We start from the raw sequence: 20,833 nt of genomic DNA, 5'->3' as shown, positions 1-20,833 counted from the left end.
CTACTCCATGACATCATACTCCTTTATATGATCTATATAGCTTAATAGCTCACTCCGTGTACTGCTGAACATTATATAAGGCGGTCTGGTTAAGCTCATTAGCCTTAAGAACTGCACCATGCCAAAGTATTCATCAAGTGCGTATGCACCCTGCTTAGTGCTAACGTAAGGTGGGTCTAGTATAAACAGTGTCTTGTCGCTGGTTTTATACTGTGACATCAATATCTCAAATGGTACCGAAGTAAGTTCAATACCATCTAAATAGTTATCTGCTATCTCATATTGTGTACGCCTAATCGTATTGTACATCGTATGCTGCCATAGCTCATCTAATGTACCCACTTGCTTACCGCTAAAGAGTAGCCATGTACTTAGCGTTTGTAAGTCAATAAATCCATCAAAGTTGTTGACTGTATCTTTGACCTTAGCTTTAACCCGATCTGATATTTTTTTACCACGTGGTGAGTTGCTGAGTACGTCTGTCAATAATATAAGCAGCCTGTTAGTATCTGCTAGATTACTTAATCGATTGCTATAATTATCAAAATCGTTATAGATTACACGAGCGTTTGGCAATAGATGCTTTGCATTATTAGCGAGTAGACCGCTTCCTCCAAATACATCAATGATGGTCCAACCGCAACCTTCGTTAATGATATTATCAGTAATTACAGATCGAAAGGCTTTTAAGAAATTACGCTTTTGACCTACGAATGGTAGCGGTGCTTTGCTGAATAGCTTTGGTTTTTGATTGTCCACGAGTCTTATCCTCTAAATTATGAGACTCGTGGTCTTCTGGTTTGGCGTTCTTGACGCTCAGATAGTTAAGTGTTTTACAACGAGGGCATTTGATTGACAGTTCATCAAATGTTCTGATTTTGAGTAGTTTTTTTCCGCAAGAATTGCAGTTTAAAAAGTTCATTATTTCTTCCTGTGCAATAAGATTTCATTTATTTTTATCTTATGCTAGACTTGCTACGCTCTGTACAGAGTGGCAGGGTCTAGCTTTGCGACAGGTTGTGCTGTCAAAAGGGGTGGTTCAATGTTGACGCATTAAACCATCGCCCTGTCTTTTTTATAAGTCTAAACCTTCAATTTGTTCGTGTAAGTAATAATCAACTTCTCCTTTATGCATTGCGATGTACTCAGATGGTACAGGGCTCTTACCATGTTCTGGAATAAGCAGTCCTTCAGTAACATATGGATTATCAGGAGTTCCTGCAATTACAGCTATAAGACTGTTTTTCACATATCCTTGCTCTTTAATACTATTCGGGATATTTAAAGATATATCTTTAAATGTAGCGACTCCATTAATCATTCGTGCCGTTGCTACAGCAGATTTTATGTAGTATGTTGTTAGTATGCTTATCCCTGTTTTACCAACCTCTTCTATTCGAAATATCAAGCTTAATGTGAATTGTTTATTGTCTATATCTGACGTATTGCGAGGGTGTGGTCTCATGTAAGCATCTACCTTAGTCTTTCCCTCATTAGCATTGACTAAATCTAGGATACCTGCGTAGGGGGCTCGTTGCTGTGCATCGGTTAGTGGATAATTGTCCCAACCTTTACCTTTTACAATCCGCCTAAATCTATCGTATCTAGGATCTCTCGTCTCACCGTAGTCAATATATGCGTTGTACTCGATACTGATTACATAGGAATCTCTGTCCTTATCAGCAACCCATTCTACAGGCTTCCCTAAATGTACCTCACCATTGCTTACATCTCCTTTTCTCCAATTACCTCCGTTATTAAGTTCAGTCACTTTGCCACTTTCTGGTTGCATGTACGAATAGCTACGACTTATCCCCGCTTTAAGACCGTCAAATTTATTGGTCCCAAAGATTAGGGTGATATCTGGTTTGATAAGGCTTGCGTTAGCATCGCCATCTTTATAACCTGTGATATTGATGATTGATTTTTTATTAGGTGTCGGCGTCGGCGTCGGTGTTGGCGTCGGTGTTGGCGTCGGCGTAGGTGTTGGTTCAGGTGTCGGTTCAGGTGTCGGTTCTGACTCAATTGCTGCAATTTTTTTGCGTAAAGCTTCTATTGCTTTGGCTAAATTATCTTGATTGTTTTTTAGCCATAACTGATTGCTAAAAAGTTCGATGTGGGGCTTATTATCAATACCATCCAATCCACCCTCTACTGGGTCATTGCGATCTATAATCGTTAAAGTATCTTTAAAGTTTATACTTACATCTGACTTACTTAATTGGCTTGCCATGATATGACTCCTTGGTGATGATAAGTGGCATCGTGTATGATACTGTTGTCATAGGTTAGTTGCATATCGATAGAGATAAGCAGACAGCGCAGAGGAGCGACATCTGCCAACAAATTGCGTATACGATTTGCTTCTAATTGAGTGATTAAATACGGAATGTAAAGCTTATAGTGTGTCCATGCACCAGTTGTACCGTAAACTTCTTGTCCATCATGGGCGAAGCTAGCATTATGTATGATGCCTGCAAATCGCTCTTCTATTTCACAGCCAAAATAACCGAGTAATGATAATGTACGTTTAATTGCCCAAGGTGTGCCTTTATGCCTATGTATTTCGATTGCTGACTTAATTAAGTCTCTTTGCTCTTGTTCGGTTGTTGCAAATGTCCAACCGTCCCCAAAAAGACTAAAGTGATCAGCGAACCAAGGTAAGCTATCGCTTGGTACAATATCTATGAGCATAATAACTGCGTACTGGGGTAAGCTATTTAAACGTTCAAGCAAGCTTTCTAGCACCAAAAACCTATGGTTTTGTAATACCATAGGCAAGACGCTATCTTGCACTACCTCAGCCATCTTGCGTGTCTCCAAGTGTTATGTTAATACCTGTGCATTTTGCCCATTGATGCGGTTTGACAATAAGGGGTTGAGACGGTGCTATGACTTCAACTTGCCATATATCACTACTACTTAATACATCAATAATCTGACTAGGCACTACGTCTTGCCCTAGTTTTTTTTGTAAGTTATCAATATAGGCTTGCGCTTTGTCTTTAACGCTTTGTAGTACGGAGTGTGGGTTAGCTTGACTTAATGGATAGACTTTAACATTTAAGTTAAATTGATACTTCTCTCCATTTAGCACATGCACTCTATCCGATAACGGCCGTTTCTTTTCATCGCTGGTGTTATTAAGCACTGCCTGCTTTAGCTCATCACTGACAACGCCAGTCTCAGTTAAAATATGGATATAAACATTACCTTCTTCACCTCGTATGGCTTCAGCATCAATGATTTCTGCACTGGTACTAAGTGTGTGATAGATATAGGCTTGACGACTGCCAGTAGTGGCATAACTTTCTGGTGCTAGACGGATGCGAGTACGTAGCTGATCGTCTGTTTCGCCATCTAAGCGTACAACACCAAAAAAATCACCTAAGTAGTCAAGCATTACGCCATCTGCAAAAGCAATAAGGTTTTGTTTTGCCGCTTCATTGATTGCAGTACGTATCATCATTTCACGATAAGCAATCACATCTACCATAAGCCGATCCGCTTGGGCTGGATACAGTGGTTTGCCACTTAGCTCTTCGTATTTAGCAATAAGAGCATCTGTAATCTTATTAGCATCACGCTCTATAAAGCTTGGTTCGGGTAATTGACTGATGTCCATGTTTTAAACTCTATATGTCATGTTTTGTGGTACTAGACTATCTATCGGTGTCCATTTGATGTTGAACACGCTACCTGCAAAGCCTTGTTGCTTACCATATTGTCTGGCGGTAATGGTCAGCGACTGTACTCTTGGCTCATGGGTTAGGATGGCGTCTGTGGCTCGTGCTATAAATAGTGGTGCAACGTCTTTAAAGTTGCCATCTATTAAAGGCAAGATGTCACAGCCAAACTCTGGGCGATGTGGGACGTTGCCCTTGGGTGTCGACAAGATAATACGGATGGCTTGTTCGACATCGGCAAAGCCTTCGACGATACCGTCATTATCAAGGCTGGACTGCCAATGTAGGCTATTACTGATTTTATTTGTCATAGTTATTAGTTATCTTTAAGCTGTATAGTAAGGGGTTGTTTGTTACGCTAATTTTATGCTGGTTTAAGGGTTAACTTGGTGGCTGAGTTTTAGATCCACCCGATCTGACACCACCATGTTTGTGATTAATAAACGATATACCACCAATTACCGCATCATCTGTGATAGTTGCTTTGCCGTTGATAGTGACATCATTATTAATGGCTGCATGATTAGCAGTGACAGTCACATCACCAGCACAAACTACGTTGATAGCACCAACCGCATTAATAGAGAGCACGCTGGTATTTGGGTCATAATCAATACGTGTGCCGTCATCAAATACCTTTGTATACTGGTGACCGTCAGCAGGGCTGTTATCCACATCACTCATCACTGAACCTAAACACAGTGCTGATTCGCCATCGTCATACATCAAAATAGCAACCTGTTCACCTTTTACAGGTGGATCATAGCTCTTGGCAGTTTGGCTACGGCTACATAACACCAACGCCCAAGGTGAGAGCATACCGTCCATATCAGGTAGTGTGGCTTGAATGCGTAGAGGGGCGTATTCGATATTTTCTACCAATCCATATACAACTTGTGTCATTAGCTTTCCTTTTTAGCTACCTTTTGGAACTGCACTTCAGTGGTGTAGCCTGAGCTGCGGCTAATGCTATGTGTCGCTTGTTGTATTTGCCACTTACCATCAAAGCGTCCAAAGCCAGTGAGATTAAAGCTACTGCCTGCGGTTAGTCTTGTATCGCCTGTTATGTTAAAGCGTCCTTCTGCTTGCTTATCATCCGCTTGCGATTGTCGAGCTTTGGCTTTAGCACTTGCTACCTCTGGTGTTGAGGCATTGGCTCTACTATTACGCTTATCACTACTATGAGTTGCCATATATTACCTTTAACTTTTGGTTAGCTTACCGTCTTGGATGTCATAAACCACTAATTTTGGTTTAGCTTTTGATTTAGTTTTGGTCTTAGTTTTTGTATTTGATGACTTACGGATGGTTTTGGTTTTATGTTTAGCAGAGCCTTTAACTGTATTTTTGCGTTTTGGATTGTGCTTGGTGACATTTGTTTCTTTTGGCACATCCCGTATTTGCTCCCGCATGTTCCAGCCTCGCATAACATCAGTTCTATCTATTGTCGTCACTGAGCTTGCCATCTTTAATGTTTCAGCATGGCTAAATATCAAACGCTTATTCCTTATTTTGACAATATAGCCATAGTCTTCAGCAAGACGTTTAATAAAAGCTAAGTCCGTTTCTTGCTGAGTAATCCGCTCGATGGGTAATGGCTCAATTTTCCCTTCAATACTAAAGCCTAAATCATCAGCAACCTTCTTAATGACCTGATCTAATGTTTGATCATCAAATGCCCGATATTGCTTGGTACGCAGAGGCGTATTAACGCCAGCCGACAATGCCCTAATCTGCACGGTATTTGGGCTATCGTTAACGGTAATTTCGTCAATCTCAAACGTACCACAATCGAGCATATCGCCACCTTCATAACCAATACTAAATTTAAGGGTAGCGCCTTTATTTGGATACCATATATCCATCCATCTACGCTTTGGATCGGATAAGGTGATATCCAACTCATCTGCTGTACCTGTAAGATGATCTGTATATCTGGCATCAGTCATATACTCTGCAATGTCGATAGTGGCATTCTTATTGTCATAAAGAAGTGTAAATGCAGGTGTTTTAATCACTTGGCACCTCATCTATTAGCTCATCATTGTCTGCTTTCAGCCATGCTGGTATCTGCACTGCTGGTGCTGGCTTTTGGATAATGGGTATAAAGACAATTTGACCTGCTATTAATGTTGCTGTGATTGGTAAGTGCTTATTTGCAATGATAATTTGTTCATAAGCTGTCGCATCACCATAATACTGATAACTCAAGCTATCCCAGCGATCACCTGCACTTGCAATGTGTTGTAAATAACCATGATTTGATACTGTATTCATGCTAACCACCGTGTCACTGTGTTACGAGCAAGCGTGGTAAAAAATGGGTTGGTTGTATTAAGGTGACTAGCAAGTGGCTCAGGGTCTTTTAGGCTAAAGTCAGGCAATGTTGACACATGAGGACCGCTCCAGTCATCGCTGTCAAAGTAATCATTTACTGTATTAACAGCATCATTAATAACACCTGCTATTGCCTCAGTATCGCCATCTTTAATGTCCTTTATATCACGTACCAAGCGCTTAGCTTTATGCTGTGCGATTAATGCTTGTTGTAAGTGCTGCATAGGCTGTCGATGCGGCAATAACGTATTGACATCATCTGTAATTGCAGTTTGTACAGGTGATGGGTTGGCGATAGATTGTCCTTGCTCACGTACTGCTGGTGCGGTCGGTGCTGACTGTGTATCACCAACAAACTCGGTCAATGTCAGTGATCCTGTAATAATTAAAGGTTTGCCATTGGGGGCAACGTCTTGATAGGTTACATCAACGCTATCAAGAGTTACCCAGCCTTGATAATCAATATAATCAAATACCAAGGGCGCAGGCTCACCTTTTTCACACAGCATTTTAATCCTGTTGAGCACCTGTTGTGGCTCACAAAACTGATGGCTAAGCTTAAAGTTCAACCGCCATTCATCCAAGGTGCCACCTAATCGCTGCTTGGTAGCTTTACCCAATGGGCGCTCATGAGTGGCGAAGTCATAACCAACTCTTAGCGTAGCACCCTGTGTCGCTCGCACGTCGCCAAGATTGATATCACCTAGATGAGTTATCATGCAAATGCTCTCCGTTGTCTATTGGCTTCCACTTGTGCCAGCATACGTTCAAATTGGGCATAGCTAGCGGATAGACCTGTTTGTACTTGTGCTGACACATTGTTGTTATCAGCAGAGACCTGCACGTTAATAGTAGGACTAAACTGGATAGAGCCTGCACTCATACCGCCACCGCTTAGACTTCTGTTGCCTAAGACTTTGTTTGAATATTCGGTTTGAGCTAGGCGGTTGTCCATTTCAGTGACTTTAGGACTTTCAATCTCACTACCACCGATGCGCTTTGATAGGTTACGGATGGCTCCTAAAGCTATGCCAGCTTTATTAGTTACCCCCAATCCAATACCTTCAGGGATGCTGTGGGCAATACGAGTAAATAACTTCGAGGGTGAGTTAATCTCTAACTTACCTGAAAATACCCCTGCAACACTACTGGCCATCTCGCTCATTTTGGCTTTTAATGCACCAAACTTGGCTGTGATACCACCAATCAAGCCTTGAATGATGTTAATACCATACTGCCGAAACTTAGTTGTCAATCCACTAAAATAGCCAAACACCGCTGTCCACGCTCGAATAAATAAGCCTAGTGGCGTAAAGCTAGCAATGGTGCGCAAGATATTACCCACACCGCTTTTTGCAAAGGTTTTTAGGCTATTCCACAGCTTTGAAAAATAAGGTCCAACCCGATCCCAATTTTTGTAGATTAAGAAAGCGGCACCAGCGATCAAAGCAACTGCAATAAGTATCGGGTTGCTCATAAACATCATACCAACTACTCGTACAATACGCCCCAGTCTAAGCAGTCCGCTTCCTAGCCTTAATAGCCCACGAAGCCCTGCACCACCAATAATACGGCTTACCGTTATTATCACTCTGCTAAGTCGACGCATACTGCCTATAAAACTTACAAGTCCCTTAGGTTTTAATCCTAGTGCAGTCATGCCACGTAATAATGACCATTTACCTGTAATTAAATTGATAGGCATGGCAAGACTATTTAACGCTGTAAAAAACAGGTTGATACCATAACGAGCACCAATAAACCCCAATTTACCTGCAAATAGTCCGCCTACTAGCAAAGCAATAGATTTAATGACTTGGGGGTTGTTTTTAGCAAGCTCAGTAAATTTTTGGATAAAAGGCGCTACTGCCAATAAAGCCTCATTAATCGCTGGTAATAACGCATCACCAATAGTTATAGCCAATACAGTTAGATTGTTTTTAAAAAGCGCAAACTTATTTTCAGTTGTACCGCTTATACTGGCAAACTCCTTTGCCATTGAGCCTATATATTGAGGATTACCCTGTTCATCAACAGCTTGTAACGTCTGTAACTGTGCTGTGTATGTATCTATGCCACCGCTTAACGCTGCAATGTCATCGGCATATTCACGTCCAAACAACCCAGTTAATGCACCAATACGATCAGCTTCAGGTATTTTTTCGATATGTTGTAGCAGAGTGTTTATCGCTGCCTGACCATCGGTCTTGACCAAGTTTTGAAACTCAGTCATATCTAAGCCCATTTGCTTAAATACTCCAGCTTGCTTTTTATTAGTGGGGTCAAGCGTACTTAGCGTGGTTATCATGCCATTGATAGCAGTCGCAGCAACCTCTGGTGACTTGCCTAGTGCAATAAATGCACCAGATAATGCTGTGGCTTCATTCACGGTCAAGCCAAACTGTTGCGCCAAACCGCCTACACGACCCAGTGTATTGACAATCTCATTTGCTTTAGCAGGACTTGAGTTTGACAGCTCATTGATTGCATCACCAACCTCACTCATCTGAGCGATAGGGATTTTATAGACATTTGCAAGCTTAGCCATACTATCGCCAGCTTCACCAGCTGACATATCAAAAGCCACACCCATCTTAGCAATTGTTTCAGTAAAACCAATAAGCTCAGTATCTGCAACGCCAAGCTGTCCGCCAGATGCTGCAATAGATGCCAGCTCATTAGCAGTCAGAGGTATTTGTAGCGAGAGCTGCTTTAGCTCATCACCAAGCTTACCAATACTATTACCAGCACTAAAATCAACCGTCTTATTCACCTCAGCCATTGCACTTTCAAAGTTTATAGCTGCTTTTGCTGAGGCAATAAACGGAGCGGCAAAAGCTGCACCTGTCCCGATTGTTTCCATCGCTGAGCTACGTAAGTCAGCACGCCCAGTCTTTAGTCGTTCTGCCTTTGCAATACTGGCGTTGAGTCGTTCTTGAGCGTTGCGATTACTTTCAATAACACGACCAATCTTTAAATACTGATTGTGTAGTTTGGACATACTGGCATGAGGGCGACTCATACCAGTTGATAGAGCACTGCCCAGCCGCTGCTGCTTAGCGCTTAGCTGATTAGTTTGGACATCAAGCTTTTTAATGGTATTCGAGGTGTTAGCCATCGCTGTACTAAAAGTTCCTGATACCAAAGCCCCAATACTTAAACTCAACACCAAATTACTTGCCATAATCAATCCAATCTTTTAATATAAAATCAATAAACAGAGGCAATATTATGAACCAACAAACTATTAACTACCTAAAAGAGCTTGCTTTTGATACAGATAGCTTTGTTTATACCAGTTGGGTGGTGTCTGTACTTGGCATGGTGATGCTCACTGACTTTCACTTGCTGCTTTGTTTGGTTGCAAGTTTTTTTATTGCCATACCAGTTAACATTGCTATGAAGTTTATCTGTTTATTATTTGCACGGTTTGCCTGACTTAATCAGTGCTTCTAAAGTGCGCCTGATACTGTCGCACCAATAACCAAACCAAGCGTTAAGTTTTGCATTATCTACCCACCTTTATTACAACAGGGTTTAATTTATTAGTGAAGAAATTGAATAAACATGGCAATGAAATGACAAGTCTAATTACACTCTTTAAATTTATTGGTCAGCTTGCTGAGTGGTTGCTTGAATACATCAAGACAACCATGTTTATTTTTTATGTAGTAAACGTCTTTTTTTGGGTTTACCAAGATGGGTTTGGTTTTTTCAGTGCTTTATTTTTCAGCTTAATTTCTACACCAGTCAGTGGTGTTTTACTTATTCTGCCCATTTTTATGATTGCTGGTATAAACATACTCCTTAAAGACCAACAATCACTTAACCATTAACCACTTTTATTTTGCGCATCAATTTGCCTATTCGCCTCATCCACCCATCCCAGTAGATCATCAATGGTCATCGCATCAATCTCGCTCGGCTGAATATGAAACCACTTAGCTAATAAGCCTTGGATGCTTTGCCAGTGGCTACTCGGTACGATTGAAGTTAAGCTGTTGAAATCGCTCACGCACCGCGACATAGTCCACCATCTGCATATTTTCCAAGTCTTCCACGACCAAGTCACAAGCGACTGCTACCATGGCAGTTTCGACTTCCGCTTCATCACTACCGCCACGTCGCTGTGCCTGTTTCATCTGGCGGACGGTAATACCTTTTACTGTCACCTGCTCAACAGGCACGCCTGCATCAGTTGCAAACGGATGTTGTAATTTAATTGGTTGGTTTGCTACCGCTTCTTTTTTGGTATCTTTACTCATATCAGCATCCTTAAATGTGTAATCTAATTTCACTATGGAATATATATAGGGCATAAAAAAACCCTCAATGCATTTGCATTAAGGGTAGGATAACGGGCGGGTTAGTATCTATATTTTATGGCAGTTTAATGCTTACATCACATTACTGCGATAGTCGGCTAACATATCCTCACCACCGATCTTAAAGATATTGGCAAGGGCATCATACTCAACCACATCACGACCATCAAAGACCTGCTTCACATAGGTGCAGGCAAAATCATATTCAAAGTCTACATTCTTATGATCCCCCAGCTTACCCAGTGGCATATTCTTCACAGCAACGGTTAAAAACGTAACCAGAGGCAACTCACTTTCACGCCCCTGTGAGTTATGCACACTGACACTTGAGCGCACCTGAATTTGACGATAGTCAAATGGGGTCAGCTTACGAGCAACATCAGGATATAGGCTGTTCATCTTGATCTTGCCTTCGACTTTGTCAATGCCATTGGTGGGTAGCTCAAGCTTACCGACCATGCCCAAAGCTTTAAACTCATCAAACAAAAACTTCAGCTCAGGCAAGTCCACGCTCTCGCACTTACCCAGCATGGTTTTACCATCTAGATACACCACGCCTTGGGTAATTTTGTGAATTTTTATACCGTTATTGGACATATCAGATGCCTCCCATGTTGACAGATTTTAGGTTTAATAAATATTCACCCGTCACTTCACGCTCGTAAGTGATACGCTCCATTGGGAAGATAGGGGTAAACTTATAGCCAATCACGATATGTCCTTGGCTAAGCTCAGAGGCAGGATTGCGTGAAGGGTCAAAGTACGCTTCACCGCCGACGATAGCACCACGCATTTGCAACGTGCGTAAGTAGCTGTTAACAAATTCGGTAATGGTCTCAATCTGTGGCTGACGGATGTCACTATCGACAAAGGGCAAACTAGATTGATGAATAGATGCTTCCACCATGTCTTTGGTACGCTGTACTTGCTCAAAGCTATCAAAATCATTAATGACAGGATATGAGGCTGAGCGGTTACCCCAAGTCAAGAATCCTGTGCCGAAGGACTTAAATAGAGTCGAAAAACCCGCTTCATTTAATAGGTTAGTTTCGGTATCAGGGTCATCCAATCGAGCAGAGATGACACGCTCAAGCCCAAGTGTGCCCCGTACTTCTTTGTTAGATGAGCTCGTCCAGTAGCCACTTTCTCTATCCACACGAGCACGTACACCAGCATAAGCGATAGAGGCAGGCTCAAGCTTAGTCTCATTGGTCACAGGGTCAAATACTTTGCGGTGCGGATAGCACAGGCGCACACGGCTAGATTGAGTCTGGTAGATATCCAAGCCAAGTGGCGCTACGCCGCCACGGCTAGCGACTGCTTCAGTCGGTTTGAGTCCCAGTGGCAAGTCGATATATGCCATAGCGTTAACTTTGTGTGCCATGACCTCAAGTGCACCAGCCACGCTAGGCACACTACTAAAGCCTGGTGCGATAAGTATTCTGGCATCATAGCCATAAGTGCCGTAGCCATCAGCAAGCAGTTGGATGCCAGTACGCTCACCTGTGTTGAGAGTGGTACCTATGATATCAGCGACATCAATACTATCTGTATCACTGCCCACATTGACCACCATCACCATGCCAGCACCTTGCTCACGTAGGCTTTTCAGAGCTTGAGGTATAGTATGATTACTAGTAATCTCGCCAAACTGGGCATCGTCAGTAGATGAGATACAGATGGTGAGTGTGTTCACTTCGCCTTTGGGTGCTGTGCCGACGAGGCCGATGATACCTGAGCGTACTTCACGTACTTGGGTAGTGCCTTTGGAGACATCGACGGTTTCGATACCGTGTAAAAATTGGGTCATGAGTATGTCCTTTTATTAATATGTTGAGCAATGATTTAGGTTATAGCTAGTAATAAGCTTTGTTGATAATTAATCAAATACGGTCTTCACCTCTTGGGCATGTGCCCCATACAGGACGTGGTTTGGTCCATGCTCCCGCTTGATTGTCGAAACCTTTAGGTTTTGATGGTATCTTAGATACACACCACTTCGACAAATCTTGGTTGAACGAACTAGCTTTGTAAAGCATATGGTTCATATTAATGACAGAACTTGTATTCCAACTGCCAATATCTTGATTAAAAGCAGTGGCCCTACTAAACATTGAATCCATGTTAGTCACTTTTGATACGTCCCAATTACCTATATCTTGGTTAAAAGCAGCGGCTTCATAAAACATGGTCCCCATATTAGAGGTGTTTGATACATCCCAACTACCTATATCCTGATTAAAAGCAGTGGCTCCATAAAACATTAACCACATGCTGGTAACTTTTGATACATCCCAATTACCTATATCCTGGTTAAAGAAGGTAGCTGAGTTAAACATTTTTGACATATCAGTGACATTGGATACATCCCAGTGCGCAATATCTTCATTAAAGTCACTTTCTTTGTAAAACATACCGCTCATATTTCGTATATTAGATGTCGCCGCTCTTTCCGCATTTGCTTTAGCGTCTTCTTTGGAATAAACACTAACATACTCAACAGGGTCGCCCTCAAACACATGAGTCTCGCCTTCTGGTACGCCCTTGTTATAAACAATCCCAGTATCAGTAGCTTTATACCAACCAGTGCCTGAGTAGTCTTTGGCTAGTCCTTGGTCAGAAGGTAGCTTTGTCTCAAGCAGCAACACATCAACCAGTCGTTGACTATACTCATTATCGTCACGCTCTACCGTATAAGGCACCTGTTCAGGCTGCCACACACTCACCGTATCCGACTCACTAAAGCCTGTCACACAGCCGTTATATTCATACTCCGCCATCATTTATCCTTTTAATTAAAACTCTCTCATCGCCAAGCTCTGCACATGCACCACCTCAGTCTCAAAGTCCACGCCATAAAACCTGAGAGCCGTTAAAAAATTGCACTGCAATTTTAGGCTCGCAAGAGAAATTCCCTTAAAGGGGAATTTCTAAAAACCCTGAGGCACACCCAAGCTCTGCACATGCACCACCTCAGTCTCAAAGTCCACACCATAAAACCACAAACCTGATTGATGTTGCACAAAGTAATCCTTAATCGGTGCTAGTGGTTTATCCGCATGTTCAGGTGTGAAGCCTGATAGCATTGCCAGCACCCAATCCACCAGTGGCACAGCACCATATCTGTCATATAGTCCACGGCTTACGATAGTGACGGTAAGTATCATCGTGCGAGGACGTATAACAGCGCCTGTTTCATTGTGCTTGGGGTAATTTGAGCGAGCATAATTAACCAGCAGTGCACCATTGGCATGATTGAGTCGATAAGTCGCTGGCTTTTCTGGATAAAACTCAACCGCTAAAGTGGTATCAACGATGTCTTGTAATTGCTCAACTATCGACTGGCTCACATCACAAGTTAAGCTATGAGGCGGTATGCTTGAGTGACTCATTACCATTGGTCTAATACCTATCTAATACATCTCGCCCAAAGTTACTCATCCTATCTTGGCTTGGGCGCACACTGACGTGGAATTCACCATCATCATCAAGTATGCGACCTTGTAGCTCACCCTCACTGACGCCCAAGCTAATCAGACCATCTCGTATTTTCTCAAGGTTTTTAATAGCGATCTTACGCCCATCAACCACCGCAGGAGGTAACTCAAAGCCTTCAGGGCGACGCTCATACAACATATAGCGTGCAATTTGTTTGGCTGCACTTTTTACCAAAGTTGGGGTTTTAGCAAAGGGCAAGCTATAACGACCCCGTAAGTAGCCATCGACCTCTTCACAAGCTTCTTTGATAACCTCATCTACGATGGCTAGATTGGCAATACCCTCAGCATCGTCATCGGTTAGCTCACGGATGACATGAGCAGGTACGAGTGTTTTTTGGTCGTCACTGGTGATATAACTCATAAGTCGCCCGTCGCCCCCCTTTATTATTTAAGCCTGTTATTTAAGCCTGTTATTTAAGCCTGTTATTTAAGCCTGTTATTTAAGCCTGTTATTTAAGCCTGTTATTTAAGCCTGTTTGGCGTCGTCATCAATTAGCAATTGCTCAAGCTCATCATTCCGAGCTTTGTCATCATGATCAATGCCACGCTTATCAAGCTCGGCGTTTAGATCTTTTTTAAGCCAGCCATCGTATGGGTTTGTGCTTTTACTGATTTCTTCTTCAGCTACATCAGATTCAGGCAAGGAGACGGCTTCGCCAATTACGACATCAGCATGATCTGTGTCAGCATAGGCATCATCCACCACCACGTCCGCTGCCATATCAGTAGCGGTCTGATTATCATCTGTGACTGCATCTGCCGTCTCTGTGCTATCCGTTGCAACTGCATGCTGGGGTGTAGGCAGCTCTTCTTCATTAATATATAAAGTCGCAGCTTGTTGCTCTGCTTGCTTTTGCGCTTGCCAATCTTCAATTTCTGACGCAGTCGGTTCACGCACGCACTTAGCCATGCGCAAAAACACCGCTTGAGTCTTTGGCACTTCGAACAAATCACCTGCTTCATAGTCAATACCGTTATGACGGATGGTGTATAAGGCGGCCACGATTGCCATTGTTAGTTTTGTCTGTTGCATTTAGATAATCCTTAAAAATATGTGAGAGTATGTCAGCCAGCACATTGTCCAGCTGACAAAAACATCGGTTAGCTATGCTTTAAGCGACGTTTTTAAACAGGAATCCAGCCGAGATACCTGCAATCACAGGCTTACGCTCATGCGTCACTGGGTAAAACCAGCATTTTGCATTCTCATCATAGTACTTAGCTTCCACATACGGATGGCCTTCCATCTCGTAGGTATAACCAAATGCAGGCTCTTCACGATCTAGCTCTCCAGATGTTGGGGTATACGCCAAGATGGCATCATTACCCCACACATCTTTGGTTTCATCTGCTTGCTCATCGTAATAAAGCGCCTTACCGACAACCACTTCATCTAGATCAAGTAGTTCAGCAAGCATCTCAGGTGAGATGGCTTTACCATCGGCTGTGATTTTCATCGCTGCACGAACTTTAGGGTTGTTCTTTAACGCTTTAAAACCACTTGGGCTTAATACCAAACGGTTTGGCTCAACACCACATTGAGAGCGGATAACCTCTTTAGCATCATCAATATCTTGTACAGGATCACTATCAGGGTCAGTCCACATACTCGTACCAGATAAGGCTTTTTTGTTGCTGTCTGCATACTGATCAGGGTCACGAGCCAGTTTCGCTTGTTGCACCTCTAGACCAAGTCCCATCGCATTCCACGGCTTACGCACCGCACGCTGTTCAAGCTTAATGGTTGGTGCGGTTGCATTAGCATCACGCAGATGTTCACGTGGTAGCTTACCCTCCAAGCTATGATTCTCTAACGCATAATCAGCGCCTTCATAGCCGACATCGATGCGTTTGGTATTTGAGCCTGGTGCACGAGCCGTGTTATAGATCTTAAAGTCTCGGTCAGTAAACATGATGACCTTACCACCAGATTTTTGCACACCCACACGTGGGAAGAGCACATGACCCACAGTATTGGGTACAACATAGCCTTGTACGACTTTGGTCAAAATGGGATCTACGGTTACTTTAGCCATTGGCTTTGTCCTTTTCGTTTAATAATTTTGGTTTGCAGATGTTGTCTCCGCCCTTTGTTAAATCAGGGCTGGGATGGATTTTTAACGCAGCAACACCTCAGCATGTCCCGTGGCAGCAGCGTCATACAGCACCACACCTCGCACGTCCATGAGTATACTTGCAGCTTCAGCAGCAGGTTTTACTGCCACAGAGCCTGCATCAAAGGTGATTGCATCACCTGCCATTACTTGTGATTCGGCAATACCATCCAGATTCATACTTGCCGTACCGATGACGGTAACAGCTACTGTTTCGCCAGTTGCCGCATCATATTGAGTAATACCAAGTGGCAAGCTATTAGCTGTTAGCTTTGTACCTGTGGCGGTGACCCATGTGCCTTTGGGCGTGTCTTGTTGTACGGTGACGGGCAGTGCCAGTACGCTGCGATGCTGTACGCTTTTATCGATGTTTTGCATAGTCTTAACCTATTATTCATTGTTTAAAAAAAATTGCCGTTGCTTATGTTTTAGCATCCCACTAAGCAGTGCGTGTATTTGATACCTAGACTAATGCCATCGTAGTTATACTCGTCGCCGTCAATGTCGATGTTTGAGCGATGGATATAGCCCAAGCTGTAACTAAAGTTATTGCGATTGTACTCAACTCCCAAACGCCCTATATACGGCCAGTCACCAGTGGGAGCATAAGGGTTATACACTCGATGGCGTGTCATATGGATGGCTTGATGCTCTGTAAAAACACTAATCTTTCCTACGCTAGCATTGACGGCTGTGGTGACAGTCATACAAGCCATTAAGGCAGCAGCAAGCACTATAACTTTTTGCATCTTTTATTAACCCCCAATAGCGACCACAGCCGTAGCGTAGTCAACCTTATGTGCCTCGCTATAAGCCAAGGCTTGGTTATGTAGAGCCAACCGATCTGCATCAATCGTCGTACCCGTCGGTGCTTCAAAATTAGTTGTACTACTCTCAGCAGGCTTACCAGCCGCCTCACTAAACAGATACGCAAAGCTGTCTGCATTGGCACTTGCAAGCTTGTCTTTTACCACTTGCTTTAATGGCTGTTTGTCATCACCTTCACCAAACTCAATCGGCTTAGCTGTATCAGCTGCATCAAGACCATCTAAAATGGCAGTAACAAGGGCTTTATCAGCAGGGGCAATCTTGCCGTCATTGACCAAGCTTTCAGCAAAATCGGCATTCTCTTTAGTCAAAGCATCGGCTTTTGCTTTCGCTTCCGCTTGTTTTTTGGCATCAAGCTCAGCTTTTAAACGTGCAATTTCGGCATCTTTTTCAGTAGTATCAGGTGTAGCGTGTGGTGCAGGAGTCACAGGGGGTACTGGTGGAGTTGCTGGTGCAGCAGGTGCTGGAGTCGTCATATCATCATCCTTTTGTTCTGGTTTATTTTGAATATCAGTTTGAGCACTAGTCACAGTAGCAGTTGCAGACTCACCAAAAAGAAGTGTTCTTATACTACTGACCATCTGCTCAAATAAGTTTTTGTTCCCTTCCTTTTCCAAAGGAAGGGTTGGGGATGGATTTTCTTTAAAATCTAACGTTAAGGTGACTTCATCACCGCTTTCGCTAAATTCCACAGGTTGTAAGCCTTTAATCGCAGGTGGCTTGGCGCCCAAAAACCCAACATGACGCAAGTAATACACGCCTTTGACTGGATTTGCTGGGCTATTGGGAGGATAAAAGCTAGCAGATACTTTTTTGTAGCTGCCAGCTTTCACTTGTTCGCTAAATTCAGTGTTGACTTGTTCAGGAGTGGCGTACAAATTACCGCCCTCACTAGATAAGGATTGCACCCAGCCAAAAGCAGGGGCATCCGTCTTTGGGTGTCCAACTACGATAGGGGCTTGATGGATATCGGGATTGTAAGCTGTTACGGCAGCAGCCAAGTCAGACTCACTAAAGTTCACCGTTTGCCCGTGGCTGTCAGTATGTGTGCCTGTCTTAAAGATATGAATGCGTTTCATGGATAAGTGCCATAAGTAGTAACTGACGTTACGCAGATAGATAGTTTTTAATCTTTAAAACAACTGCTGATTATTTTTAGATTGGCAATGCTCTATCTTTTGACGATTTAAAAATAATTCGCAGTTGTTACACTGTATCGTTATGCGTAAGTTAGGTAGTAAGTAGAGTTAATCTCATTTATGACACATAGTAGAGGTTGTATTACTGTGGTGATTTTATGCTGTTTTAAGGATTAAATAGTCATTGCTGTTTTTATTAAAAAAAAGAAACGACATTACATGGCGTGTAATTTAGCTATTGACTTGCAAGATGCTGTGGCTAAGTAGAAGATGATCTTACATCCATTTGATTAAAGGAGGATTTATGAAGCTAATGCACGATGTTATTGAAAGTAACGCAAAGCTGGTTGGGGTGTTAGATGCCAAGACTCATGCTAATCTACCACAGTTTTTATCTAAGCTATCGGCAGGGATACCCTGCCCAATAACAGATGATATTGAGATGGTAGATCTAAATACGCTGTGCTTGCAACATCCAAGCGAGACGTTTTTATATCAAGCTGGAGGTATGTCAATGGTTAAGGCGGGTATTGATGATGGCGACTTTTTATTAGTCGATAGGCATATTGAGCCTAAATCTGGGCAACTGGTGGCAGTCGATTATTTTAACGAGACTTTAATCAAAGAGCTTTGTGTAAGTGGTGATGGCATTCGATTGATTGCCCATAGCGATACACATCGTGATGTTATTGTTGACCATCCAGAATATTTTATGGTTATCGGGGTCGTGACTTGGGTGTTTGCAGATAAAAGGGGCTGGCGTAGTTAATTGCATAATCAATACAACATAAAACTAAGCTTTAAACCCCTTTATAAACGTTTATAAACGCTATAAAGCTAAAATCACCACACCTAACCCCACAAACACAACAAAACCGCTTAAATCGCATTTAAGCGGTTTTTATTTTCATTCCCTTCCTTTTCTTTAGCCAAGCACAGCTTGGCTCTTGCGAAGCTAAAAAGCTCCCCCAGAGCTTTTCTTAACGCTTCTCAGGGCTGGGGATGGCTTAGTTATCTATTATTTAAAGCATCAAGCAAATAATCTCCAATCATATCTTTAATCACCGACCCATCATCACGGCCAATACCCAAATACGGACGTGCTGGTATATCACCCCACAGATGAGGGAACTTAGCCTTACTACCACCATAGTGCATCATTGCGCCATACACCATATTAGTACCGACTGTCACATTAGTGCTAGTTTCCTGATAATGGATTGATTGCATTAATGTATGACTCATTATCAGCGGTCGCTTATTCGCCACTTTATTCACACCACGCTTGTTAATGCGTCCTGATTTACCCGTATCAGACTTGCCTAGCATACGAGCAAAAGTGACTGGGCTATTAGCCTCCCATTTTGAGCCATCTGGTGCAGTAGAGCTTTCAAAGTTATCATGAGTGCTATTGACTAGATGCTCACCGATATCCGCCATAAGTGGACGCATATCACCCACACGCTGTTGCACTCGTAGCAGCTGCTTTTCTACTTGCTCAACGCCTTCAAGTTGTACGCTTATCATTGCACCCACTCATGTTATGTATTAATATAAATAGGCACCTAGCCCCAACTGCGGTGAGCCTCCCTCCCGCCACCAATCTATTTTACAGATTTCGGTGATTGGCATGAGAACTCTGGGAGCGTTCTGCTAGGTGCTTCATTTTGTCTGCTATTTCTCAAATAGCACTTCACCACGTTTCTTGATTGATTTGTCTTTAGTGCTATCTAACCTATAAGACTTCAAATACACCTCTTTGCCATCCGCCGTCTGATGCAGCACTGCACTATATCGAGACGTCTTACCATCAATAAACCCTTCAACCCATAATGTGCGTTTTGACAGATCACCCGTAGGCTTATGTATCTGACGTACAATAAGCGTCGCATTATCAATAACTCGTTGTACTTTGTGATAACTCGATGCATCAAACCCATGATTACCTGCACGGCTTTGCGCCTGTTTAAGAGCATCATATTCACTTAGCCAGATAGTTTGTGTTTTAACATCCAGTATTTGCTTTTGGCTTGGATTTATCACTGCCACTGCATATTTTTCACCCGTGTCAGCCTGTCTTATCAGTCGGTTTTTATCCAAACTTGATAGACCTTTATAGCCATCACTTTGTACCAGTTCATCACGCTGGTCATTCATTCTTGCTATCCAACGCTCAAACACCCCGTTTGCCATACCATCAGCAACCATCGCCTTAGCGATTGCATAGCTATATTTATCAAGATCAGGATACCAGCTCGATCCTGGTGCATGCGCAAAGCTATCATCTGCACCATCATAATCTGGTGTTTTTGCAACGCTAAGCCCTAAACGCTCTACATCTTTTCTACTTAACGCCCGCACATAGCAGTTACAGCCATAGCCGTTGGGAGGATAGTTGATTGACCACCAGCCATCATCAGCAGGCAGTACCTTACCATTAAGCCGTTTATGATTGAGCCTTGGATTATCAAGCGTCGTATGCCGATACTGCCAGTATGGGCGTGCCGCCATCATCTCAGGGGTACGCATCTGTTGCCAGCGTCCAGCCGCATGACTGCTACGCAGATTGGTCAGATAGACAATACGAGCACGCCACGCCTTGTATTCTTTATCAGTATCAGTTAGCCAGCCCCGCTTGGCTACAATCTCATCAAAGCGTGATTTAAATTGACCTAAGCTTTCACCATCTTCTATTGCTTTCGCCACAGCATCTTGCAAGTCTTTTAGAAGGTCCGCCTTCATTGCGCCAGCGACCACAAACGCTTTGTCATGCTGGTGTGCTTGTAAGTCTTTATAGCTCTGTGTTGGCAACCGCAGCTTTTGCTGGTAAAACGCTATTTGCTCAGCAAAGGGTAGCTTAAACGCCGCTTGTACATTAGCCAGATCTTTATCGCTCATAATTTA

Annotated in this window: 29 protein-coding genes; 3 read left to right on the top strand and 26 right to left on the bottom strand. The window is 42.9% G+C overall.

What is annotated here, in order from left to right:
- From H140_RS14875 to H140_RS13855, 12 genes are all read right to left on the bottom strand, one after another.
- Window positions 1-759, bottom strand: coding sequence for a DNA adenine methylase (locus H140_RS14875; RefSeq protein ID WP_019672324.1), 759 nt, complete (start codon window positions 757-759; stop codon window positions 1-3).
- A complete protein-coding gene (locus H140_RS16475; protein WP_083932674.1) occupies window positions 695-922 on the bottom strand; it encodes a Com family DNA-binding transcriptional regulator in 228 nt (75 codons plus the stop codon). The genes H140_RS14875 and H140_RS16475 overlap by 65 nt, the downstream gene beginning before the upstream one ends.
- A 153-nt stretch (window positions 923-1,075) precedes the next feature.
- Complete coding sequence (locus H140_RS16020; RefSeq protein ID WP_019672323.1) at window positions 1,076-2,233, bottom strand: hypothetical protein; 1,158 nt, start codon at window positions 2,231-2,233, stop codon at window positions 1,076-1,078.
- A complete protein-coding gene (locus H140_RS0103760; RefSeq protein WP_019672322.1) occupies window positions 2,218-2,808 on the bottom strand; it encodes a phage tail protein I in 591 nt (196 codons plus the stop codon). The genes H140_RS16020 and H140_RS0103760 overlap by 16 nt, the downstream gene beginning before the upstream one ends.
- Window positions 2,801-3,625: a baseplate assembly protein gene (locus tag H140_RS0103755; RefSeq protein ID WP_019672321.1), complete on the bottom strand. Its 825-nt coding sequence runs from the start codon at window positions 3,623-3,625 to the stop codon at window positions 2,801-2,803. Before H140_RS0103755 ends, H140_RS0103760 begins: the two co-directional genes overlap by 8 nt.
- Window positions 3,626-3,628: 3 nt before the next feature.
- The gene (locus H140_RS13860) at window positions 3,629-3,997 is read right to left on the bottom strand and encodes a GPW/gp25 family protein (protein ID WP_019672320.1); all 369 of its coding nucleotides are present in this window, start codon (window positions 3,995-3,997) and stop codon (window positions 3,629-3,631) included.
- A 70-nt stretch (window positions 3,998-4,067) separates the two neighbouring features.
- Window positions 4,068-4,589, bottom strand: a complete 522-nt coding sequence (locus tag H140_RS0103745) for a phage baseplate assembly protein V (protein ID WP_019672319.1) — start codon at window positions 4,587-4,589, stop codon at window positions 4,068-4,070.
- Window positions 4,589-4,879 carry a hypothetical protein gene (locus H140_RS0103740; RefSeq protein ID WP_019672318.1) on the bottom strand — a complete coding sequence of 97 codons (291 nt, stop codon included), beginning with the start codon at window positions 4,877-4,879 and terminating at the stop codon, window positions 4,589-4,591. The genes H140_RS0103745 and H140_RS0103740 overlap by 1 nt, the downstream gene beginning before the upstream one ends.
- Window positions 4,880-4,888: 9 nt before the next feature.
- Window positions 4,889-5,704 carry a phage late control D family protein gene (locus H140_RS0103735; RefSeq protein WP_019672317.1) on the bottom strand — a complete coding sequence of 272 codons (816 nt, stop codon included), beginning with the start codon at window positions 5,702-5,704 and terminating at the stop codon, window positions 4,889-4,891.
- Window positions 5,697-5,963, bottom strand: coding sequence for a tail protein X (locus H140_RS0103730; RefSeq protein ID WP_019672316.1), 267 nt, complete (start codon window positions 5,961-5,963; stop codon window positions 5,697-5,699). Before H140_RS0103730 ends, H140_RS0103735 begins: the two co-directional genes overlap by 8 nt.
- Window positions 5,960-6,742 (bottom strand): phage tail protein, encoded by a 783-nt coding sequence (locus H140_RS0103725; RefSeq protein WP_019672315.1) that lies wholly within the window; start codon window positions 6,740-6,742, stop codon window positions 5,960-5,962. The genes H140_RS0103730 and H140_RS0103725 overlap by 4 nt, the downstream gene beginning before the upstream one ends.
- The gene (locus H140_RS13855; RefSeq protein WP_019672314.1) at window positions 6,739-9,207 is read right to left on the bottom strand and encodes a phage tail tape measure protein; all 2,469 of its coding nucleotides are present in this window, start codon (window positions 9,205-9,207) and stop codon (window positions 6,739-6,741) included. Before H140_RS13855 ends, H140_RS0103725 begins: the two co-directional genes overlap by 4 nt.
- A gap of 47 nt (window positions 9,208-9,254) precedes the next feature.
- On the opposite strand from H140_RS13855, the gene H140_RS0103715 reads away from it, so the two are divergent.
- Window positions 9,255-9,461, top strand: a complete 207-nt coding sequence (locus tag H140_RS0103715; RefSeq protein WP_019672313.1) for a hypothetical protein — start codon at window positions 9,255-9,257, stop codon at window positions 9,459-9,461.
- A 140-nt stretch (window positions 9,462-9,601) separates the two neighbouring features.
- The gene (locus tag H140_RS0103710; protein ID WP_019672312.1) at window positions 9,602-9,859 is read left to right on the top strand and encodes a hypothetical protein; all 258 of its coding nucleotides are present in this window, start codon (window positions 9,602-9,604) and stop codon (window positions 9,857-9,859) included.
- Here the strand turns inward: H140_RS0103710 and H140_RS15405 are convergent.
- The 12 genes from H140_RS15405 to H140_RS0103655 all read right to left on the bottom strand — a co-directional run bounded on the left by H140_RS15405 (window position 9,856) and on the right by H140_RS0103655 (window position 17,869).
- Window positions 9,856-10,038, bottom strand: coding sequence for a GpE family phage tail protein (locus H140_RS15405; RefSeq protein ID WP_228127155.1), 183 nt, complete (start codon window positions 10,036-10,038; stop codon window positions 9,856-9,858). The two genes, H140_RS0103710 and H140_RS15405, sit on opposite strands and share 4 nt — an antisense overlap.
- Complete coding sequence (locus H140_RS13850; protein ID WP_019672311.1) at window positions 9,998-10,288, bottom strand: phage tail assembly protein; 291 nt, start codon at window positions 10,286-10,288, stop codon at window positions 9,998-10,000. The genes H140_RS15405 and H140_RS13850 overlap by 41 nt, the downstream gene beginning before the upstream one ends.
- Before the next feature lie 132 nt (window positions 10,289-10,420).
- A complete protein-coding gene (locus H140_RS0103700; RefSeq protein ID WP_019672310.1) occupies window positions 10,421-10,945 on the bottom strand; it encodes a phage major tail tube protein in 525 nt (174 codons plus the stop codon).
- A 1-nt stretch (window position 10,946) separates the two neighbouring features.
- Complete coding sequence (locus H140_RS0103695; RefSeq protein ID WP_019672309.1) at window positions 10,947-12,158, bottom strand: phage tail sheath subtilisin-like domain-containing protein; 1,212 nt, start codon at window positions 12,156-12,158, stop codon at window positions 10,947-10,949.
- A 73-nt stretch (window positions 12,159-12,231) separates the two neighbouring features.
- Complete coding sequence (locus H140_RS15060) at window positions 12,232-13,128, bottom strand: BspA family leucine-rich repeat surface protein (protein ID WP_019672308.1); 897 nt, start codon at window positions 13,126-13,128, stop codon at window positions 12,232-12,234.
- Window positions 13,129-13,278: 150 nt separating this feature from the next.
- Window positions 13,279-13,740, bottom strand: a complete 462-nt coding sequence (locus H140_RS0103685; protein WP_167320783.1) for a Gp37 family protein — start codon at window positions 13,738-13,740, stop codon at window positions 13,279-13,281.
- Between the two features lie 10 nt (window positions 13,741-13,750).
- Complete coding sequence (locus H140_RS13840; RefSeq protein ID WP_019672306.1) at window positions 13,751-14,209, bottom strand: gp436 family protein; 459 nt, start codon at window positions 14,207-14,209, stop codon at window positions 13,751-13,753.
- 105 nt (window positions 14,210-14,314) lie between these two features.
- On the bottom strand, window positions 14,315-14,881 hold the full coding sequence (locus H140_RS0103675) for a hypothetical protein (protein WP_019672305.1): 567 nt from the start codon (window positions 14,879-14,881) through the stop codon (window positions 14,315-14,317).
- Between the two features lie 79 nt (window positions 14,882-14,960).
- Window positions 14,961-15,884: a major capsid protein gene (locus H140_RS0103670; RefSeq protein ID WP_019672304.1), complete on the bottom strand. Its 924-nt coding sequence runs from the start codon at window positions 15,882-15,884 to the stop codon at window positions 14,961-14,963.
- Between the two features lie 81 nt (window positions 15,885-15,965).
- Window positions 15,966-16,340, bottom strand: a complete 375-nt coding sequence (locus tag H140_RS0103665) for a capsid cement protein (protein WP_019672303.1) — start codon at window positions 16,338-16,340, stop codon at window positions 15,966-15,968.
- A 50-nt stretch (window positions 16,341-16,390) separates the two neighbouring features.
- On the bottom strand, window positions 16,391-16,711 hold the full coding sequence (locus tag H140_RS0103660) for a hypothetical protein (protein WP_019672302.1): 321 nt from the start codon (window positions 16,709-16,711) through the stop codon (window positions 16,391-16,393).
- A 6-nt stretch (window positions 16,712-16,717) separates the two neighbouring features.
- A complete protein-coding gene (locus H140_RS0103655; RefSeq protein WP_019672301.1) occupies window positions 16,718-17,869 on the bottom strand; it encodes a hypothetical protein in 1,152 nt (383 codons plus the stop codon).
- 364 nt (window positions 17,870-18,233) lie between these two features.
- Between H140_RS0103655 and H140_RS13835 the strand changes: the two genes are divergently transcribed.
- Entirely contained in the window at window positions 18,234-18,698 is a 465-nt protein-coding gene (locus H140_RS13835; RefSeq protein ID WP_019672300.1) for a LexA family protein, read from the top strand.
- Window positions 18,699-18,940: 242 nt separating this feature from the next.
- Here the strand turns inward: H140_RS13835 and H140_RS0103645 are convergent, their stop codons facing one another.
- Window positions 18,941-19,456 (bottom strand): phage virion morphogenesis protein, encoded by a 516-nt coding sequence (locus H140_RS0103645; RefSeq protein WP_033426805.1) that lies wholly within the window; start codon window positions 19,454-19,456, stop codon window positions 18,941-18,943.
- Between the two features lie 147 nt (window positions 19,457-19,603).
- On the bottom strand, window positions 19,604-20,827 hold the full coding sequence (locus tag H140_RS15055; RefSeq protein ID WP_019672298.1) for a phage head morphogenesis protein: 1,224 nt from the start codon (window positions 20,825-20,827) through the stop codon (window positions 19,604-19,606).
- Between the last annotated feature and the right edge of the window lie 6 nt (window positions 20,828-20,833).

Source organism: Psychrobacter lutiphocae DSM 21542, assembly GCF_000382145.1.
Taxonomy (GTDB): domain Bacteria; phylum Pseudomonadota; class Gammaproteobacteria; order Pseudomonadales; family Moraxellaceae; genus Psychrobacter; species Psychrobacter lutiphocae.
Note: the sequence above shows the minus strand (reverse complement) of the source record. Positions and strands in the feature narration are given on the sequence as shown.

Coding starts and splice junctions, on each gene's coding strand:
- H140_RS0103655 (WP_019672301.1), bottom strand. CDS start 17,869: ATGAAACGCATTCATATCTTTAAGACAGGCACACATACTGACAGCCAC.
- H140_RS0103710 (WP_019672312.1), top strand. CDS start 9,602: ATGACAAGTCTAATTACACTCTTTAAATTTATTGGTCAGCTTGCTGAG.
- H140_RS0103725 (WP_019672315.1), bottom strand. CDS start 6,742: ATGATAACTCATCTAGGTGATATCAATCTTGGCGACGTGCGAGCGACA.
- H140_RS13860 (WP_019672320.1), bottom strand. CDS start 3,997: ATGACAAATAAAATCAGTAATAGCCTACATTGGCAGTCCAGCCTTGAT.
- H140_RS13835 (WP_019672300.1), top strand. CDS start 18,234: ATGAAGCTAATGCACGATGTTATTGAAAGTAACGCAAAGCTGGTTGGG.
- H140_RS0103745 (WP_019672319.1), bottom strand. CDS start 4,589: ATGACACAAGTTGTATATGGATTGGTAGAAAATATCGAATACGCCCCT.
- H140_RS0103660 (WP_019672302.1), bottom strand. CDS start 16,711: ATGCAAAAAGTTATAGTGCTTGCTGCTGCCTTAATGGCTTGTATGACT.
- H140_RS0103695 (WP_019672309.1), bottom strand. CDS start 12,158: ATGACCCAATTTTTACACGGTATCGAAACCGTCGATGTCTCCAAAGGC.
- H140_RS16475 (WP_083932674.1), bottom strand. CDS start 922: ATGAACTTTTTAAACTGCAATTCTTGCGGAAAAAAACTACTCAAAATC.
- H140_RS0103645 (WP_033426805.1), bottom strand. CDS start 19,456: ATGATAAGCGTACAACTTGAAGGCGTTGAGCAAGTAGAAAAGCAGCTG.
- H140_RS0103700 (WP_019672310.1), bottom strand. CDS start 10,945: ATGTCCAATAACGGTATAAAAATTCACAAAATTACCCAAGGCGTGGTG.
- H140_RS0103675 (WP_019672305.1), bottom strand. CDS start 14,881: ATGCAACAGACAAAACTAACAATGGCAATCGTGGCCGCCTTATACACC.
- H140_RS0103755 (WP_019672321.1), bottom strand. CDS start 3,625: ATGGACATCAGTCAATTACCCGAACCAAGCTTTATAGAGCGTGATGCT.
- H140_RS13840 (WP_019672306.1), bottom strand. CDS start 14,209: ATGAGTTATATCACCAGTGACGACCAAAAAACACTCGTACCTGCTCAT.
- H140_RS0103685 (WP_167320783.1), bottom strand. CDS start 13,740: ATGAGTCACTCAAGCATACCGCCTCATAGCTTAACTTGTGATGTGAGC.
- H140_RS0103740 (WP_019672318.1), bottom strand. CDS start 4,879: ATGGCAACTCATAGTAGTGATAAGCGTAATAGTAGAGCCAATGCCTCA.
- H140_RS16020 (WP_019672323.1), bottom strand. CDS start 2,233: ATGGCAAGCCAATTAAGTAAGTCAGATGTAAGTATAAACTTTAAAGAT.
- H140_RS0103760 (WP_019672322.1), bottom strand. CDS start 2,808: ATGGCTGAGGTAGTGCAAGATAGCGTCTTGCCTATGGTATTACAAAAC.
- H140_RS0103665 (WP_019672303.1), bottom strand. CDS start 16,340: ATGCAAAACATCGATAAAAGCGTACAGCATCGCAGCGTACTGGCACTG.
- H140_RS0103715 (WP_019672313.1), top strand. CDS start 9,255: ATGAACCAACAAACTATTAACTACCTAAAAGAGCTTGCTTTTGATACA.
- H140_RS0103670 (WP_019672304.1), bottom strand. CDS start 15,884: ATGGCTAAAGTAACCGTAGATCCCATTTTGACCAAAGTCGTACAAGGC.
- H140_RS13855 (WP_019672314.1), bottom strand. CDS start 9,207: ATGGCAAGTAATTTGGTGTTGAGTTTAAGTATTGGGGCTTTGGTATCA.
- H140_RS13850 (WP_019672311.1), bottom strand. CDS start 10,288: ATGAGTAAAGATACCAAAAAAGAAGCGGTAGCAAACCAACCAATTAAA.
- H140_RS0103730 (WP_019672316.1), bottom strand. CDS start 5,963: ATGAATACAGTATCAAATCATGGTTATTTACAACACATTGCAAGTGCA.
- H140_RS15060 (WP_019672308.1), bottom strand. CDS start 13,128: ATGGCGGAGTATGAATATAACGGCTGTGTGACAGGCTTTAGTGAGTCG.
- H140_RS15055 (WP_019672298.1), bottom strand. CDS start 20,827: ATGAGCGATAAAGATCTGGCTAATGTACAAGCGGCGTTTAAGCTACCC.